At 32.0% G+C, this 13,257-nt stretch carries 18 protein-coding genes; 3 read left to right on the forward strand and 15 right to left on the reverse strand.

All coding sequences use genetic code 11. The annotated features are described in order from the left end of the window. Positions 1 to 68: 68 nt before the first annotated feature. Positions 69 to 695, forward strand: coding sequence for a hypothetical protein (locus tag MUN88_RS17010; protein ID WP_244717158.1), 627 nt, complete (start codon positions 69 to 71; stop codon positions 693 to 695). 36 nt (positions 696 to 731) lie between these two features. Further along, complete coding sequence (locus tag MUN88_RS17015; RefSeq protein WP_244717160.1) at positions 732 to 1,337, forward strand: hypothetical protein; 606 nt, start codon at positions 732 to 734, stop codon at positions 1,335 to 1,337. 46 nt (positions 1,338 to 1,383) lie between these two features. Here MUN88_RS17015 and MUN88_RS17020 read toward each other — a convergent pair whose 3' ends face one another. From MUN88_RS17020 to MUN88_RS17050, 7 genes are all read right to left on the reverse strand, one after another. Beyond that, positions 1,384 to 3,273 carry a phage tail protein gene (locus MUN88_RS17020; RefSeq protein WP_244717162.1) on the reverse strand — a complete coding sequence of 630 codons (1,890 nt, stop codon included), beginning with the start codon at positions 3,271 to 3,273 and terminating at the stop codon, positions 1,384 to 1,386. Further along, positions 3,273 to 3,485, reverse strand: coding sequence for a hypothetical protein (locus MUN88_RS17025; RefSeq protein ID WP_244717164.1), 213 nt, complete (start codon positions 3,483 to 3,485; stop codon positions 3,273 to 3,275). The genes MUN88_RS17020 and MUN88_RS17025 overlap by 1 nt, the downstream gene beginning before the upstream one ends. Before the next feature lie 95 nt (positions 3,486 to 3,580). Then, positions 3,581 to 3,907 carry a hypothetical protein gene (locus MUN88_RS17030; RefSeq protein WP_244717166.1) on the reverse strand — a complete coding sequence of 109 codons (327 nt, stop codon included), beginning with the start codon at positions 3,905 to 3,907 and terminating at the stop codon, positions 3,581 to 3,583. Positions 3,908 to 3,998: 91 nt separating this feature from the next. Beyond that, positions 3,999 to 4,526, reverse strand: coding sequence for a hypothetical protein (locus MUN88_RS17035; protein ID WP_244717168.1), 528 nt, complete (start codon positions 4,524 to 4,526; stop codon positions 3,999 to 4,001). A 6-nt stretch (positions 4,527 to 4,532) separates the two neighbouring features. Then, a complete protein-coding gene (locus MUN88_RS17040; RefSeq protein WP_244717170.1) occupies positions 4,533 to 4,967 on the reverse strand; it encodes a hypothetical protein in 435 nt (144 codons plus the stop codon). After that, complete coding sequence (locus MUN88_RS17045; protein ID WP_244717172.1) at positions 4,964 to 5,293, reverse strand: HK97 gp10 family phage protein; 330 nt, start codon at positions 5,291 to 5,293, stop codon at positions 4,964 to 4,966. The genes MUN88_RS17040 and MUN88_RS17045 overlap by 4 nt, the downstream gene beginning before the upstream one ends. A gap of 5 nt (positions 5,294 to 5,298) precedes the next feature. Then, positions 5,299 to 5,616 (reverse strand): hypothetical protein, encoded by a 318-nt coding sequence (locus MUN88_RS17050; protein ID WP_244717175.1) that lies wholly within the window; start codon positions 5,614 to 5,616, stop codon positions 5,299 to 5,301. Between the two features lie 231 nt (positions 5,617 to 5,847). Between MUN88_RS17050 and MUN88_RS17055 the strand changes: the two genes are divergently transcribed. After that, positions 5,848 to 6,953, forward strand: a protein-coding gene (locus tag MUN88_RS17055; RefSeq protein ID WP_244717177.1) for an IS3 family transposase whose coding sequence is annotated in 2 segments (ribosomal slippage) — positions 5,848 to 6,097 and positions 6,097 to 6,953 — 1,107 coding nt in all. Because the reading frame shifts where the segments join, the coding sequence is not laid out codon by codon here. Here the strand turns inward: MUN88_RS17055 and MUN88_RS17060 are convergent. The 8 genes from MUN88_RS17060 to MUN88_RS17095 form a co-directional block, all read right to left on the reverse strand. Then, positions 6,920 to 7,153 carry a head-tail connector protein gene (locus MUN88_RS17060; protein WP_244717179.1) on the reverse strand — a complete coding sequence of 78 codons (234 nt, stop codon included), beginning with the start codon at positions 7,151 to 7,153 and terminating at the stop codon, positions 6,920 to 6,922. The genes MUN88_RS17055 and MUN88_RS17060 overlap by 34 nt on opposite strands. 11 nt (positions 7,154 to 7,164) lie before the next feature. Continuing rightward, positions 7,165 to 7,356 carry a hypothetical protein gene (locus tag MUN88_RS17065; RefSeq protein WP_244717181.1) on the reverse strand — a complete coding sequence of 64 codons (192 nt, stop codon included), beginning with the start codon at positions 7,354 to 7,356 and terminating at the stop codon, positions 7,165 to 7,167. Positions 7,357 to 7,374: 18 nt separating this feature from the next. After that, the gene (locus MUN88_RS17070; RefSeq protein WP_244717183.1) at positions 7,375 to 7,671 is read right to left on the reverse strand and encodes a hypothetical protein; all 297 of its coding nucleotides are present in this window, start codon (positions 7,669 to 7,671) and stop codon (positions 7,375 to 7,377) included. Positions 7,672 to 7,735: 64 nt separating this feature from the next. Beyond that, a complete protein-coding gene (locus MUN88_RS17075) occupies positions 7,736 to 8,548 on the reverse strand; it encodes a phage major capsid protein (RefSeq protein ID WP_244717185.1) in 813 nt (270 codons plus the stop codon). A 44-nt stretch (positions 8,549 to 8,592) separates the two neighbouring features. Beyond that, complete coding sequence (locus MUN88_RS17080) at positions 8,593 to 9,204, reverse strand: DUF4355 domain-containing protein (RefSeq protein WP_244717187.1); 612 nt, start codon at positions 9,202 to 9,204, stop codon at positions 8,593 to 8,595. A gap of 135 nt (positions 9,205 to 9,339) precedes the next feature. Further along, positions 9,340 to 10,221 (reverse strand): minor capsid protein, encoded by an 882-nt coding sequence (locus MUN88_RS17085; RefSeq protein ID WP_244717189.1) that lies wholly within the window; start codon positions 10,219 to 10,221, stop codon positions 9,340 to 9,342. After that, on the reverse strand, positions 10,214 to 11,485 hold the full coding sequence (locus tag MUN88_RS17090) for a phage portal protein (RefSeq protein ID WP_244717191.1): 1,272 nt from the start codon (positions 11,483 to 11,485) through the stop codon (positions 10,214 to 10,216). Before MUN88_RS17090 ends, MUN88_RS17085 begins: the two co-directional genes overlap by 8 nt. Before the next feature lie 12 nt (positions 11,486 to 11,497). Then, positions 11,498 to 13,228: a hypothetical protein gene (locus MUN88_RS17095; RefSeq protein ID WP_244717193.1), complete on the reverse strand. Its 1,731-nt coding sequence runs from the start codon at positions 13,226 to 13,228 to the stop codon at positions 11,498 to 11,500. Positions 13,229 to 13,257: the final 29 nt, after the last annotated feature.

The raw sequence follows: 13,257 nt of genomic DNA on the forward strand, positions 1-13,257 counted from the left end.
ATTGGAAAGCGTATGGGAAGACGTGTTTCGGGGAAAATTGCAGGGAAAGCTATGAGGAAGTTATTTAAATGAAGAACTATTTAAATAAATTACAATCTGTAAGTATGATAACATTTATGAAACAAATGTTACATGCCCTTACTTATTTGGTTGCTCTGTCTCTTATCACAACAATTCCTTTTTCAATTATTAGTTCAGCGTTAAAAATAGATTTAACCAAAGAGATATTTTGGTTTTTAGAATTTAAACATGTAATGGCAGTTACTTATATAATAATATTCATATATACAGGTTTTATTAAGTTTGACTTATTAGATGTAGATAAGCAATTTAAGAATACCAAGAAATACTATAATGTTCCCTTAGTTAAAAAGATTGCTATAACATTTACTTTTGCTGGAGTAATATCAAGTCTATTATTATTTTTATTTTTAATAAATGCTGAGCAACTAGGGGTTGTATTAACAACTATGGATATATTCTCTGTATTTGGACTAATTTTTGGTGTATTAAGTGTGTTTTATAGTATTTATTCTAATTTACTTGCTGATTTGCAAAAATATGATCCAAATTCTTCTGGAAATACTATCGAAAATATTGCTAGAAACAATATGGATATAAAATTAAGTTTAATCAGAATTGAGTCTAAAACGAGAGCAAATCCAAGAAATAAAAGGAAGATTTCCAATCGCTGATTCTAATAAATGTATAACACAGAGAGGATGATATTTTTGAAAAAATGTATGCTCTTATCATTACTATTAATGCTAACTGCTTGCTCCAATAATGAAGCTGAACAAACGATAGCTAACCAATCAGATACTATAAAAGATTTAGAAAATACAATTGAAGAACAAGCTAACACTATAGAATCACAAAAAAATACAATTGCTGAACTTGAAGATTCAATGACAGAAGATAATCATGAGTCAGAAGATCTTGTTAATAAGAATGAGAATGGGACAAATGAAGAAATACCTACTTTAGCATTAGGAGAAACTTATTCGGATGATGAAATAGAGGTAACTATTCATAATGTGGAATATTTATCAGACGGTGTGGAAGTTTTCTTTGAAGTACATAACAAATCAGAAGAACCTCTTGAAAAAGCTGGTTCGTTAAAGTTTACCTTAGATGAGGAACAATTTGAAGAAGAATTTAATAGACTTGGATATGGTATGAACTTTGATAATACTGGATATATCTATGAGGGAGAAAAAAGAAAAGGTAGCTACAATTATATATATGATAGAGATGTAACAATCAAAGAAATAAAATATCATTATTCTAAGAGTGGTGTTACAACTGATCTTGTAGCTACATGGAGAGTAGAATAAAAACAAAAAACCCCATCCAAATTAATGGACAGGGTTAAATGATTAATTAAAATCGTACACCTAAATCTTTTAAATTATCAATAAATGTATCGTATATTTCATCTGCGTCAGTATTACTACCACTAACTTCAATGTTTACACTAAAGTTGTTGTTGGTATTATTAGTATTATTGTTATTGTTGGTAGTATTACCTTTATTCATATTGTTAGCAAGACGCTTATATACGGCATCAGCAAACGGATTCATTTGTTTCCCAACCAAAGGAACAACAGCTTCTTTTCCTGCTTCCCCTACACCAATAACACTAGGAGAATCAAAGAAACCACCGTTTTTATGCCAATCAATATCAAATTTTGGTATAGGTATACCTAGACTGTTCTTCTTAGTTGTTACATTAACTTTAGGTAATTTTAACTTTGGCAATGACCAATCAAAGTCAAAAGCACCTTTAATTTTTCCAACTAAATTTTTAACGGTGCTAACTGCTTTTTCTACAGGTGAAGTAATAGCACTTTTCACCCTATTAAAAACACTACTAGCAATCGATTTAATACCATTAAATATGGATGATACTCTGCTTTTCATGCTGTTAAATTTAGAACTAACATTGCTGACTATGTTCGATATCACAGAACTAACAACTGATTTTATGCCATTCCATATACTAGAAAACACACTTCTAACAGCCTTTAAACCAATATTTATGTATGTTTTTATTAAATTAATACCTTGATTTACTACACCTTTGATAATATCCCAAGCACCACTAAGGATTTGCTTGACACCTTCCCATGCTTTAGACCAATCACCAGTAATAATACCTGTAACCGTTTTAATAATACCTTTTATAACATTAAGAACACCTGATATAATGGTTTTAATATTATTAAAAGTATTTTTAGCATAGGCAAGCAAATCTTCACCGTAATTTTTCCATATATTTTTAGCTAATGTAACAAAGCCTTTAAATAAGTCTTTAACTAGGTTGAAGAAGTCTTGAAATCCTGTTTTGATCGTATCAAGGGTAGATTGATTATCATTAATCCAATTTTTCAACCAAGAAATGAAACGTTGTACCCACTCTATACCTGTTCCAATTACCGTTTTGATAACTGAAAACACAGTTTTCATAGTAGCTTGAATTTGTGGCATATTGGCAATAACCCAATCAACGAGATTTTGGAATACAGGTAATAATTCAACTGCTATAGAGTTAAATAAGCCTTGTGCCATGTTTTTCATTTTATCTACAGTATCAGCCCATAAAACACCTGATTCGACACCATCTTCACCTATTACCGCACCTAACTCATGCGCCTCATCTCTTAGATCAGCAATGGAGTCTCCTCCTGCTTGAATAGCTGGCATTAACTCTCTGGCTGTTTTAGTGCCAAAGATTTCTTGTGCTAATGCAGCTTGTTCAGTAGAATCTCCAACCTCATGTAAAGATTGAATGGTTTCCATGAACACTTCATCTGCATCTCTTGTCTTACCACTTGCATCTTCTGTAGCAACCCCTAAATCTTGTATAGCCGTCCTATACTTCTCGTTACCATCCGTATCGGCTAATCGTTGATTTAATCGACCAATAGACTTTTCCATTGTGCCACTATTTACACCAACTTGACCCATTGCAAATTCTAATTCTTGAAATGCGTCAGTGGATATACCTAACTTCATAGATGTTTTATCAATTCTATCTGCACTATCGGAGAATTTATTTGCCATAGCTATACCAGCAGCACCAGCACCAACGGCAGCAGCACTAATACCAGCAATAGCACCAGCAGCCATTTTCCCCATTTTTCCACCAAAGGATTTCATTCCACCCTCTGATTTTTTCATTTTCCCATCTACATTAGACATACCTTTATCAAATTTAGATGTATCAAGAACAACTTCCGCACCAAATTGCCCTAAGTCCATACTTGCCATTATTTATCACCTACCTTTTGTGTGGAATATCCACCAAATGCACGAATAGCAGAATAATCAGCATGAGTACGAGGATTATTTACACGCTCAAATCGTTTTAGAATGTCTCTTCCTTCTTCTGTTTCTTGCATGTCCATCGTGACATTGTGCTTTAAAAAGGCTAAATAATGGCTATGTGGCAACTTCCACACATCATTTGGTGTAATGTTCATTCTTCTTGATAAATAGGTAACGTTTCCAAAAATATCAAAATAAGATGCCCCACGACCTCGATTGCTAGATTTAGCTTGTGGGTCATAGGGCACTTTTAGTTTGGGTTATTGTTGTTCTCCATCATTTGATTTTGATAAATTTGAACAATTGCTTTCATTTGTGATTGATGTATGTTTTTACGTACAAACTCTGCCGTTACATCTTTACTTTCATCTTGATTCAAAATCATAACAGCCATATCAATAAGTAAATCAAATTGCTCTTTAGAAGTTTCTGCATTTGCTGATTTCTCTTCAAACTCTAACAATTTATAAGTAAAATCTAATTTTGGATCAGCAGGAATGGTAAATTGCTCATCCTCTGAAAATTTCAATACTAACGGTTCTTGTGTAACTAACGATAAATCTTTAATGTTTGCCATTATTTCAGCTCCTTTAAAATTTCAATGTATTATTTGAACAAATAAAAAAAAGGCATCTCCATACGAGACACCTGAACGATTTGAATATGTATTAAATTTCTTCTACAATTTCAACTGTGTTATTCTTTTCTGAATCGTGCATTAATCTAAATTCAAATGGGAATGAAGTTGCTTCTTCGTTGTTGAATGTCCATTCAAGACCAGCCACGTTTGTAGCTTTATGCATGGTCATAGTGATAGTTTTACCATCTTCCTTATAATGGACAAACTTTAATTTGTTAACGTTTACTTTGAAGTCTCCACCTAGTTCTAATTTACGTGTACCTTCTACTTCATCTTCTGTGAATTTAGAATCTAGAAAGTTACCAATTTCTTTTAAATCATAAGTAATGATACCAGCATTAAAGGTAATGTTTTCACTTGTTTTAAAGACTTTTAATAACTTATTATTCTTATCCCCACGAACATCTACCGTTTCATATTCAATATTTAATGCTGCTTCTCCATTTGATAAACCAATTTTCGTTTCTACTTCTACCATTGTGCCTGATCCATCATCTTCTTCGGTAACAATAAATAAGTCACCAGTACCAAACAAAATTTCTTGTTCTTCTGCCATATGTAATCATCCTTTATTTTTAAATTTTGTTGTATAATTCAAAACTTGCTCAAATACTTTAGTTGTTTTTTCATCACCAACATTAACTTGACCTTCATCATCAAAATTAAATAAATAACCACTCCCAGTAAATGAAGAGTGGAATAATGTTTCATTATTTAATTGAATAGCATTTCTATTCCTAAAGTTCATTAGTTGATTAACTCGTCTTTCTAACGGTTCAACCAATAATTGATCATCTGTTACTATACGTATCTCACATCTATATTCATCAATGACAATTCCAAAATTACTTGGATTCATTGTTACAACGATATAAGGATAATCATTTTTATCATGTGGTTCATAAGCTGTTATTTTAGGTTTATTTTTTGTATGACCAAGCAATGAAACTAACTCATCATCTGATCTAAGATAATCCAAGATTGTAGATATCATCATTTGAAAGACAATCCTTTTTTAATCATATTTGCAATGGGGTTTTTATTATCCTCAATTGCTGGTCTATGATGAGGTTGTGCAGGAATATTTTGAGATACACTTCCTAATTCAATAACAGGATCATATTCAACATTAGAACCAACTTTAATAACAGATTTATTTTCTTGATTGTCGATATCATGAGTCGTATTTCGCCTCAGATTACCAGTTTTAACAGGTGTTCTTAGTTTCGATTCAGCTTCAGCAAAAACACCAATAATTTTCGCAGTTTCCTCTCTCTTCTGTTTCATTTCTTTTTGAAATTTCTTTGCATTGGACTTATACAATGTCATCAGCCCTTTTTAATTAATACTTCATAGTGTTTGTCGTATCTCAATAACTCAGTAATTTTATAATTTCCACTACCATCATATTTTATTGGAACATTAAGTTTTAACAAATCATTTGGATAGCAAAAAGCACGATGAGTAACATCTACAGTTAATCCAAGCCTTGTCCTAGCCAACTCACTAGAATATGGCTCAATCTCACACCTAATGGGGTGATAGATTATCTCGCCTTCACCATAAATTGGATTTCCTAATGGGTCTAAATCAATGACTTCTCTTTCACTTTTATCTATAACATACATTGTTTTGGTTAGTCTCATACTACCCTTACATTCCTTGCTTGTTTATCAAGTTGTTCCAATATATCTGAAGGCAATGTACTTTTATATGTTTCTGATAAACTACCCTTGCTTTCGGATGTAATGTTTTCCACACCACGATTTCTATATTTATAAATAGCGATATCTGGATAGGTTACACTTAGTTGGACAAATTCGTTAAGGTCATATAGACTTAGTTAATTAAAATTAATTCGGTGAGGAGAAATCATTATGGCCAAACGAGAAAGAAGAAGTTTTTCCAAAGAATTTAAAGAACAAATTGCTCAGTTATATGCTTCTGGAAAGCCCCGTTCTGAAATTATTAAAGAATACGAGCTGACGCCATCTACCTTTGATAAGTGGGTTCACCAACATAAATCAACTGGATCGTTTGAAGAGAAGGACAATAGATCGCCAGAACAGGAAGAGTTAATCAGGCTTCGGAAAGAGAATCAAAAACTTTCAATGGAAAATGATATTTTAAAGCAAGCCGCGCTGATCATGGGACGAAAGTAGAGGTGATTCGTAATAACAGTCACAAATACTCGGTATCAGCAATGTGCACCGTCCTACAAATCTCTAGAAGTACGTATTATTACGAAGCAAAAATCCGAGATAATCAGAATGAAGAATTAACAGCTTTAATTGTTGAAATCTTTAAAAACAGTCGCAATATATACGGTCAGAGAAAAATCAAAAAGGAACTCCTAAAGCTAGGATGGAAGGTCTCACGTCGCCGAATTAGCCGAATAATGAAAGAGCAAGGACTCGTTTCTAAGTACACAGTAGCTCAATTTAAGCCTAGAAAAACAACAGTTAATGAATCTGAAGTTGGAAATACACTTAATAGAGAATTCAATCCAGATAAAGAATTAAAAGTAGTTGTGAGTGATTTAACATACGTTCGAGTAAACCAAAAATGGCACTACATCTGTGTTTTAATAGACTTATATAATCGTGAAATTATTGGCTACAGCGCTGGTCCTAATAAGAGTGCTGAGCTAGTTCACCGTGCCTTTTCGACAGTGAAGTATAATCTAAATCGCCTCGAATTATTCCATACTGACCGAGGAAGCGAGTTTAAAAATAAACTGATAGATGAAGCATTAGAAACGTTTAGTATTGAAAGATCGCTAAGCGAAAAAGGAACACCCTATGATAATGCCGTTGCCGAGGCAACGTTTAAAACGATTAAGACAGAATTCGCTAGTGGCAGCGTTTTTACTAGTCAACAAGAACTTGATCTTGAATTATTTGATTATGTGAATTGGTTTAATAATATTCGTATTCATGGATCTTTAGATTATTTAACACCAGCTGAATACAAACAAGAATAGACCTTTAAAAATTTGTTCAGTTTAGTGTTGACATTCCAATCTTCCACTACATCTGATAAAGCATTAGGAATTTCATCAATACTTAAATAATTTTTCACGTAATTCTTTGCTCTAATTATGTATAGATTGATCAGTCCATCCATCGATGTATCATCTTCTTCAATTTCTAAAATCATTTTAATATTATCTAGTGAAGCCATTAATAATCACCTCACTTTTCAGTTGTAGTTTGTTTCGTATTTGTTTTCTTCGCTTGAGTCTTATTCCCATTAGTTTTGGTAGTTTTAGAAGTTGTTTTCTTCTCAGCTACTTTTTCATAATCTTTATTACTTTGTAAACGTTTGATATGTGTTTCGTTGTTTATATCCCACACAATACCTGTCTTTTTATTTTTAAATTTCATACAGTTATAACACCTCATTTAATAGTATCCATAATAATAGAATTCCATATCTTTATATAAACCATCATTATCTGTTTCAAGGCTATGTCCGTGACGACACACTTTAAATGACCAAATTGGAAAATCTTTAATCTCAAATGGTTGTGTGTATTGTTTTGGTATAGAAATACCTTCTTTAGAACCGTTCAGATAAATAATACAACTATCTACAGCCATAAAGTTGAAATATTCTAAAGGCATATCAAATTTAATGAACCTTTCTGTATCTTGCTCCATTTGTATTGCACCATTAGAAGAAACTATCTTACCTTGCAATATAGATCACCAACTTTTAATATTTAAAAAGGGCAGGAAAATCCCACCCTTAATAGTTTGTTATTTATGCGATTGTTGCTGTTAATACTGCTACACCTTCAGGTCGCAATACAGTACCACCATATACCGCAAGTCCACGGATACCATCTGCAAATTTAGATTCTAAGCGCATAGCTTCCATTTCATCGATTTGCTTACCGTAACCAATTGCACCTTTATGATTTGCTACAATATGTAATGTTCCATCAGTAGTATTCAACTCTTCAGAAACCACAACTTGTAAACCATTGATTTTTTGACCTTCTACAATACCATTTTCTAATACTACTGGTTGACGAGTGAAACGATCATCTTTAGATAACAATCCTAATACATCAGAATTAATGGTTACATAACGATCAGTTTTAGGTGCTTTCTTTTTATTTAATTTAGTACCAAGATCAACAATAAAATCATATACATTATCTTTAGTAAGTGACTCTGGAGCTGCATCAGTTCCAATTGTATTGTCTGCATGTGCATCAGTATATAATCCTAATACAAATGAATCTGTTTCTTCTTGTACACCAGTAGAAGCATTTTGCACATGACCATCTACTAAGTCACCTGCTGCTTGAACTGCATCTACATCATTTACTGTAAATGCAAAGTATTTTTGTTGATCCATTGTTAAATCAACATCAGTAGTATCAATTTCATCCCAAGCCACTGTACCTGTATAATCTTTTACATTAACTGCACCAGCTTTATTAAATTTCATTGTTTTACCTTCAATGCTTGATGGTGCAGTTGTAATAACCTCTGCAATTGATGCTTTAGAATAATTAGTTAATAGACGTGCTTCCCATACTGTTTTCAAAAATGTGTTTACTGCCATATTTATCACCTTTACCTTTTCTAATAATTTTTATTTTTTATAATTTAGTTATTTTTCATTGATTCTTGAACAGCATCCCAATTCTCATTAATTTCTTCCTGAGACATTGACTGGATTTGTTCAAGTGTAAATGTAGTAGGTTTAGAACCTTTACTAATGGTTGTACCATCAGATTTCAGTTTAGATTCAACCGCATTTTGTAATTGAGTAGTAAATACTTCTTCAAATTGTTCCAAATTAGATAACGTAGTTTCCTCATCATTAGACACTAAAACATCTACTAAATTAGATGGTAATTTCTTATCATTCAAAATAGTTAATGCTTTATTCTTCAAAGCTTCACGTGTCTTTTCTTTAGACATTGTTTCAAATTGTTGTTCTAATTCTCTAATGCGCTTTTGTTCTGGAGTCTCTTCAGGATTTTTCTTATTTAACTCATCATTAACGAGTTTTTGTAAGTTTTTCTCTTTCCAAGTCTCTAAACCTTTTGAAAAATACTTATCTAACTTAGGTTGAAGTAGCTTTTTACCCTCATCACTTTCCAGAAATGTTTCCACTCTATCAGGTGTTACTTCAGATAACCCCTCAATATAGCTTTTAACATCTTCTTGATCTTGGTTTTCCTCTAAGAATTTCTTTACTTGTTCTAAATCCATATTTTTAACCTCCATCAATCCATAAAGTGTTATTTAACCCTCTATGTATTGGTAATATAATTTTTTTGGTTTTCTTTATTACGCCTATCACCAATAAAAAGGCATATAAAAAAAGCCACCTAAGAAGTGACTAAATTAGATTGGTATATTATTTTGTTCTGCCCATTCATCAAACGTTTTGTAAGTTTCAATCTGTTTGTTTTCGTTATTTTTACGTCTTTCTGGATTATATTCCTCATAAGGAACTCCAATCCATGTACATCTACAATTCGGGTGTCTTGGAATAGTCGGCTTAGAAGGATTATCTAATTTAAATCGTTCACCATCTAAGTTTGCACATTCTTCACAAGTGTTTTCTTCTAATGTAGCCACCCATTGAACATATTTGACTACACCACTATCTTGATAAATTTCTTGTTGTGCTTGGTCTATTACCCTAGCTGTTTCTGTTCTTAGCAATCTTTGAGCTTGATAGGCTTTAGAATTAAATTGCTTGTTTAGTCGTCTGCCCATTTTATCGATTCCATCACCGTCAATAAAACCCCTGGTAATCTCAGTTCTTAAATTTCTAACTAATCCATTTCGATTTTCCCATATACGTTCTGAAAAGGGTATTCCTGACCAATCATAGTTAACTGCATTATCAATAAATTCTTTCTTTAGTAACTTAAAATCAATACCAACCTCAAATGAAGATTCCATTTGATAAGCAGACTTATAGTAAGTAGTTGCAAATACAGTTGCAAGAATAATTGGAGTTAAATTCACTTCATTTTGTGCTATTTGTTCAGCTTCTTCTTCAATCACAGTTTGCAATTGATCAATTGAACCATTATTTCTAAGTTGGTTGATATCTAACTTTCCATTATTGCCATATTCCATATAAAGATTAGCAATAAACTGTTTAATATTATTCCTTGAATCTCGATACATTTTCAATACTTCTTTATATTCCTTATCTGATAAAGTATAGATAGAATCGATCATCTCAAGAAGTTGTTTCTCAAAATCATTCATTGTTATCTAACCCTATACTATCCAAGTCCATATCATCAGTTTCCTCATTTAACTTTTCAATGGACGCAGAAGGATTAGTAACACGTGGCAACCATGAAATTAACTCTTCATTCGGTAAGATACCTTGTAAATCACGTACCATTGTCGCTATAGATGCTTCATCAACAGGAACATTTCGACTAAATGTAACTGAAACGTCTCGCCAATCATATTGTTGGTTTTTAGCTTTATCCAACCATTCGCAGAACAGTTTTAACCGTTTCTTTAAAGCCTTCTCAAAGATTGCTTCTTTTATGGCACTAATATTCTCTAACTCTTGTAGTTTTAAACGAATACTTACACCACTCGTATTAGATTGGAAGTTTTCATTCAAATTAACTTGATTAGTTTGGATATAAATTTCATCCTGCCAATCTTTTAGCATATCCTTAACAAAAGCACCGTTACTATTTTTGGTAGCCCAATACACTTTTGAACCAGGAGGAACTAATAAGATACCATTTTCCTTCATCTTCTCTGCTTCTTCTTGAGTTAATTTAGCATTTTCAACTACAAGGTAAGCTTGTCGATGATCGATAATTTCATTTGCCGCTGTAGATTGAATCTTATTATACATATCAATTATCGGAATAATGTCTGCAAACGCTGATTTCTTTACATCATTATTATCCACTTCCATAACTGGACATCTGGAAAAGAAATGATTTTTTTGATTAATTATTTTGAGAGATCTTCCTTCCAACAAATAAGTTGTAAAGTGAGTATGATCCCACACATCCACATATTTGTTCTCATCATATTCCAACTCATATTTTCTAACCGCTACACTGATATTTTGATCAACTGAACCATCATTCATTGCAATCATTTCCAATGGATTAAAAATAGTTGATTGAAATTGTCCATCTTGATTGATATATGATACCTCATAGGCATGACCAAAAATTTCAGTTTGTTGTTTTAAATTGATATTGTGTTCTTTCTCCCAGTAACTATAATACTTTTCAATTTCATCAATAAATGATTTATCGTTGGATTTAGAAGTATAATTGACTGGTTTACCCAAAAGATAGCCTGTATAATTCTGAACAGTTTTACGGCAATAGTTGAAAAAAGCACGTTCATCCGATCTAGTTTTATCTAACTTTGCTTTGCCATATAAAATATCGTGTTCCCCATTATAATATTTTTGTAATTTAGTGTACTTCGGCTTTTGTTTATCTAGTTCATCTAATAACTTTAGAATTAATTTATCTTTAACCAAACTTTCACCCCATTAAAAAAGCCATCCTCTAGGGATGGTTGTAATATTCTTCATTATTTCGATTTCATCAATTCTATTTGCAAATTCACTCAAGCAATCCGCTGCATCATCATGTAAAGAAAACCTCTGACCAGCAAATGACATCACTTGATCCAAGAATGATTGCTCTACTCTTTCTTCACAAAAAATGATACGACCATTATTGACCGCATCCACAATTGTAGATATTTTATCGTCTTTATTTTTACGTTGCATTTCATTAATAAAAGTAATGTCTCTTTTCATTAATTCGGAATGTTTTACCATTTCACTTTTAATAGCATCTACATCCAAACCGTTATATGTATTTTTCTCTATGTAAACATGAGTTATATCCTCATTTTCTTTCAATAAACTAATTACATGCTTAATGTACTCATCAAACTCTTTAAACTTTCTAAGGTGTGCTTGCCGTACATATTTAAAATCATTATCCGCTAATGAACCAACAACAAACGCAAAGTAATCGGAACGTTTAGCATCTTTATTTTTAACACCAGCCGTATCAATGGTGAGCATTGTTTTAATAAATGTATGATTTTCTATTTCTTTCATTGGCATAGTACGATTACTCTTAAACCAACTATCACCTACATTATCAACATCACACATTAACTCTTGCATAAATACTAACTTTTTATTGAAATATTTCTTAGCCAATTCAAAGTGACTGTATTTTTCCCAAATTGTTTCAAATGCCATATATTCTTTATTTGCTTCATAATATTCTTTAGCATCTTGTAAAGGATTTTCACGTTTATTATCAAAGAAGATTTCTTTAAACTTTTGCCAATATGTATGATTTTCAAAATACTCATCTGGATCAAAAGGAACAACAGATTTGTGAAACACTTTATATTCTGGATCATTCTTGATACTGTCTATGAAGTCACCTTTTGCTAATGGAGTACCTAACACAATAAACTTTGTACCTGATTTGATTAATTTTCCATTCCGATATACTGGATCATCCCCAGCTTCTTCAACTTCTTTTTGCCACTTAATATACTTCTTTTCTTTACTTTCATCCGATAGAATATCCGCTTCAGATATGTAATCATCCGCTATAAAACAAGTCACCCTGTTCTTACCTTTAGAAGATGTATAAGAAGTACCACGAACAGATGAACCGCTTGAATAGGCTTGAATTTTTGTATCGTTATCTAACTCTAATTCCAATTTATTGACTGTTCGTTTACGTGGTTGAACCAATTCACCAAATGTATTTTTAATGTAAGGAGTTTGTAATGCTATCTTTGTTTGTTCCACAAAGTTAATAGCGTCTAATTCCCTATTTGCGAGTACAACCGTATAAATACTCTCACGATAACAATGCAGCCAGCAACTTAATGCCATATCTATAATAGAAGTCTTTGCACAACCTCTTGGTAATATAAACTGTTGCTTATCATGAGTATGATGGATAAATATATCTTCTAACTCTCTCCATATGTCATAATGAACAGGTGCTAAGTCTCTTACTGTGTTATCATCTTTTGGTACAAAGTAATCTTGTAAGAAATATAAGCAATAGAATACGATTGATCGTTTACCAAGCGAATAAGCAAGTGAGTTATTGCCGAATAAATTATCTTTATGCTTAAACATTAATTCTTTTGCTTTTTCTTTACCGTACATTTTAATGAGATATTTATATAATAGTTGCCTATTTTCTTTTGTATTTATTTCTGTAATGTCGTCCACCTCCAATCTTTGTGATATAATTACCATAA

This window comes from Gracilibacillus caseinilyticus (assembly GCF_022919115.1).
Taxonomy (GTDB): domain Bacteria; phylum Bacillota; class Bacilli; order Bacillales; family Amphibacillaceae; genus Gracilibacillus; species Gracilibacillus caseinilyticus.

What these genes read in the sequence shown, in the direction of transcription:
- MUN88_RS17020 (WP_244717162.1), bottom strand. Translation starts at nt 3,273, where the DNA reads ATGGCAAGTATGGACTTAGGGCAATTTGGTGCGGAAGTTGTTCTTGAT.
- MUN88_RS17030 (WP_244717166.1), bottom strand. Translation starts at nt 3,907, where the DNA reads ATGGCAAACATTAAAGATTTATCGTTAGTTACACAAGAACCGTTAGTA.
- MUN88_RS17075 (WP_244717185.1), bottom strand. Translation starts at nt 8,548, where the DNA reads ATGGCAGTAAACACATTTTTGAAAACAGTATGGGAAGCACGTCTATTA.
- MUN88_RS17025 (WP_244717164.1), bottom strand. Translation starts at nt 3,485, where the DNA reads ATGAACATTACACCAAATGATGTGTGGAAGTTGCCACATAGCCATTAT.
- MUN88_RS17060 (WP_244717179.1), bottom strand. Translation starts at nt 7,153, where the DNA reads ATGGCTTCACTAGATAATATTAAAATGATTTTAGAAATTGAAGAAGAT.
- MUN88_RS17085 (WP_244717189.1), bottom strand. Translation starts at nt 10,221, where the DNA reads ATGAATGATTTTGAGAAACAACTTCTTGAGATGATCGATTCTATCTAT.
- MUN88_RS17040 (WP_244717170.1), bottom strand. Translation starts at nt 4,967, where the DNA reads ATGATGATATCTACAATCTTGGATTATCTTAGATCAGATGATGAGTTA.
- MUN88_RS17010 (WP_244717158.1), top strand. Translation starts at nt 69, where the DNA reads ATGAAGAACTATTTAAATAAATTACAATCTGTAAGTATGATAACATTT.
- MUN88_RS17050 (WP_244717175.1), bottom strand. Translation starts at nt 5,616, where the DNA reads ATGAGACTAACCAAAACAATGTATGTTATAGATAAAAGTGAAAGAGAA.
- MUN88_RS17035 (WP_244717168.1), bottom strand. Translation starts at nt 4,526, where the DNA reads ATGGCAGAAGAACAAGAAATTTTGTTTGGTACTGGTGACTTATTTATT.
- MUN88_RS17080 (WP_244717187.1), bottom strand. Translation starts at nt 9,204, where the DNA reads ATGGATTTAGAACAAGTAAAGAAATTCTTAGAGGAAAACCAAGATCAA.
- MUN88_RS17065 (WP_244717181.1), bottom strand. Translation starts at nt 7,356, where the DNA reads ATGAAATTTAAAAATAAAAAGACAGGTATTGTGTGGGATATAAACAAC.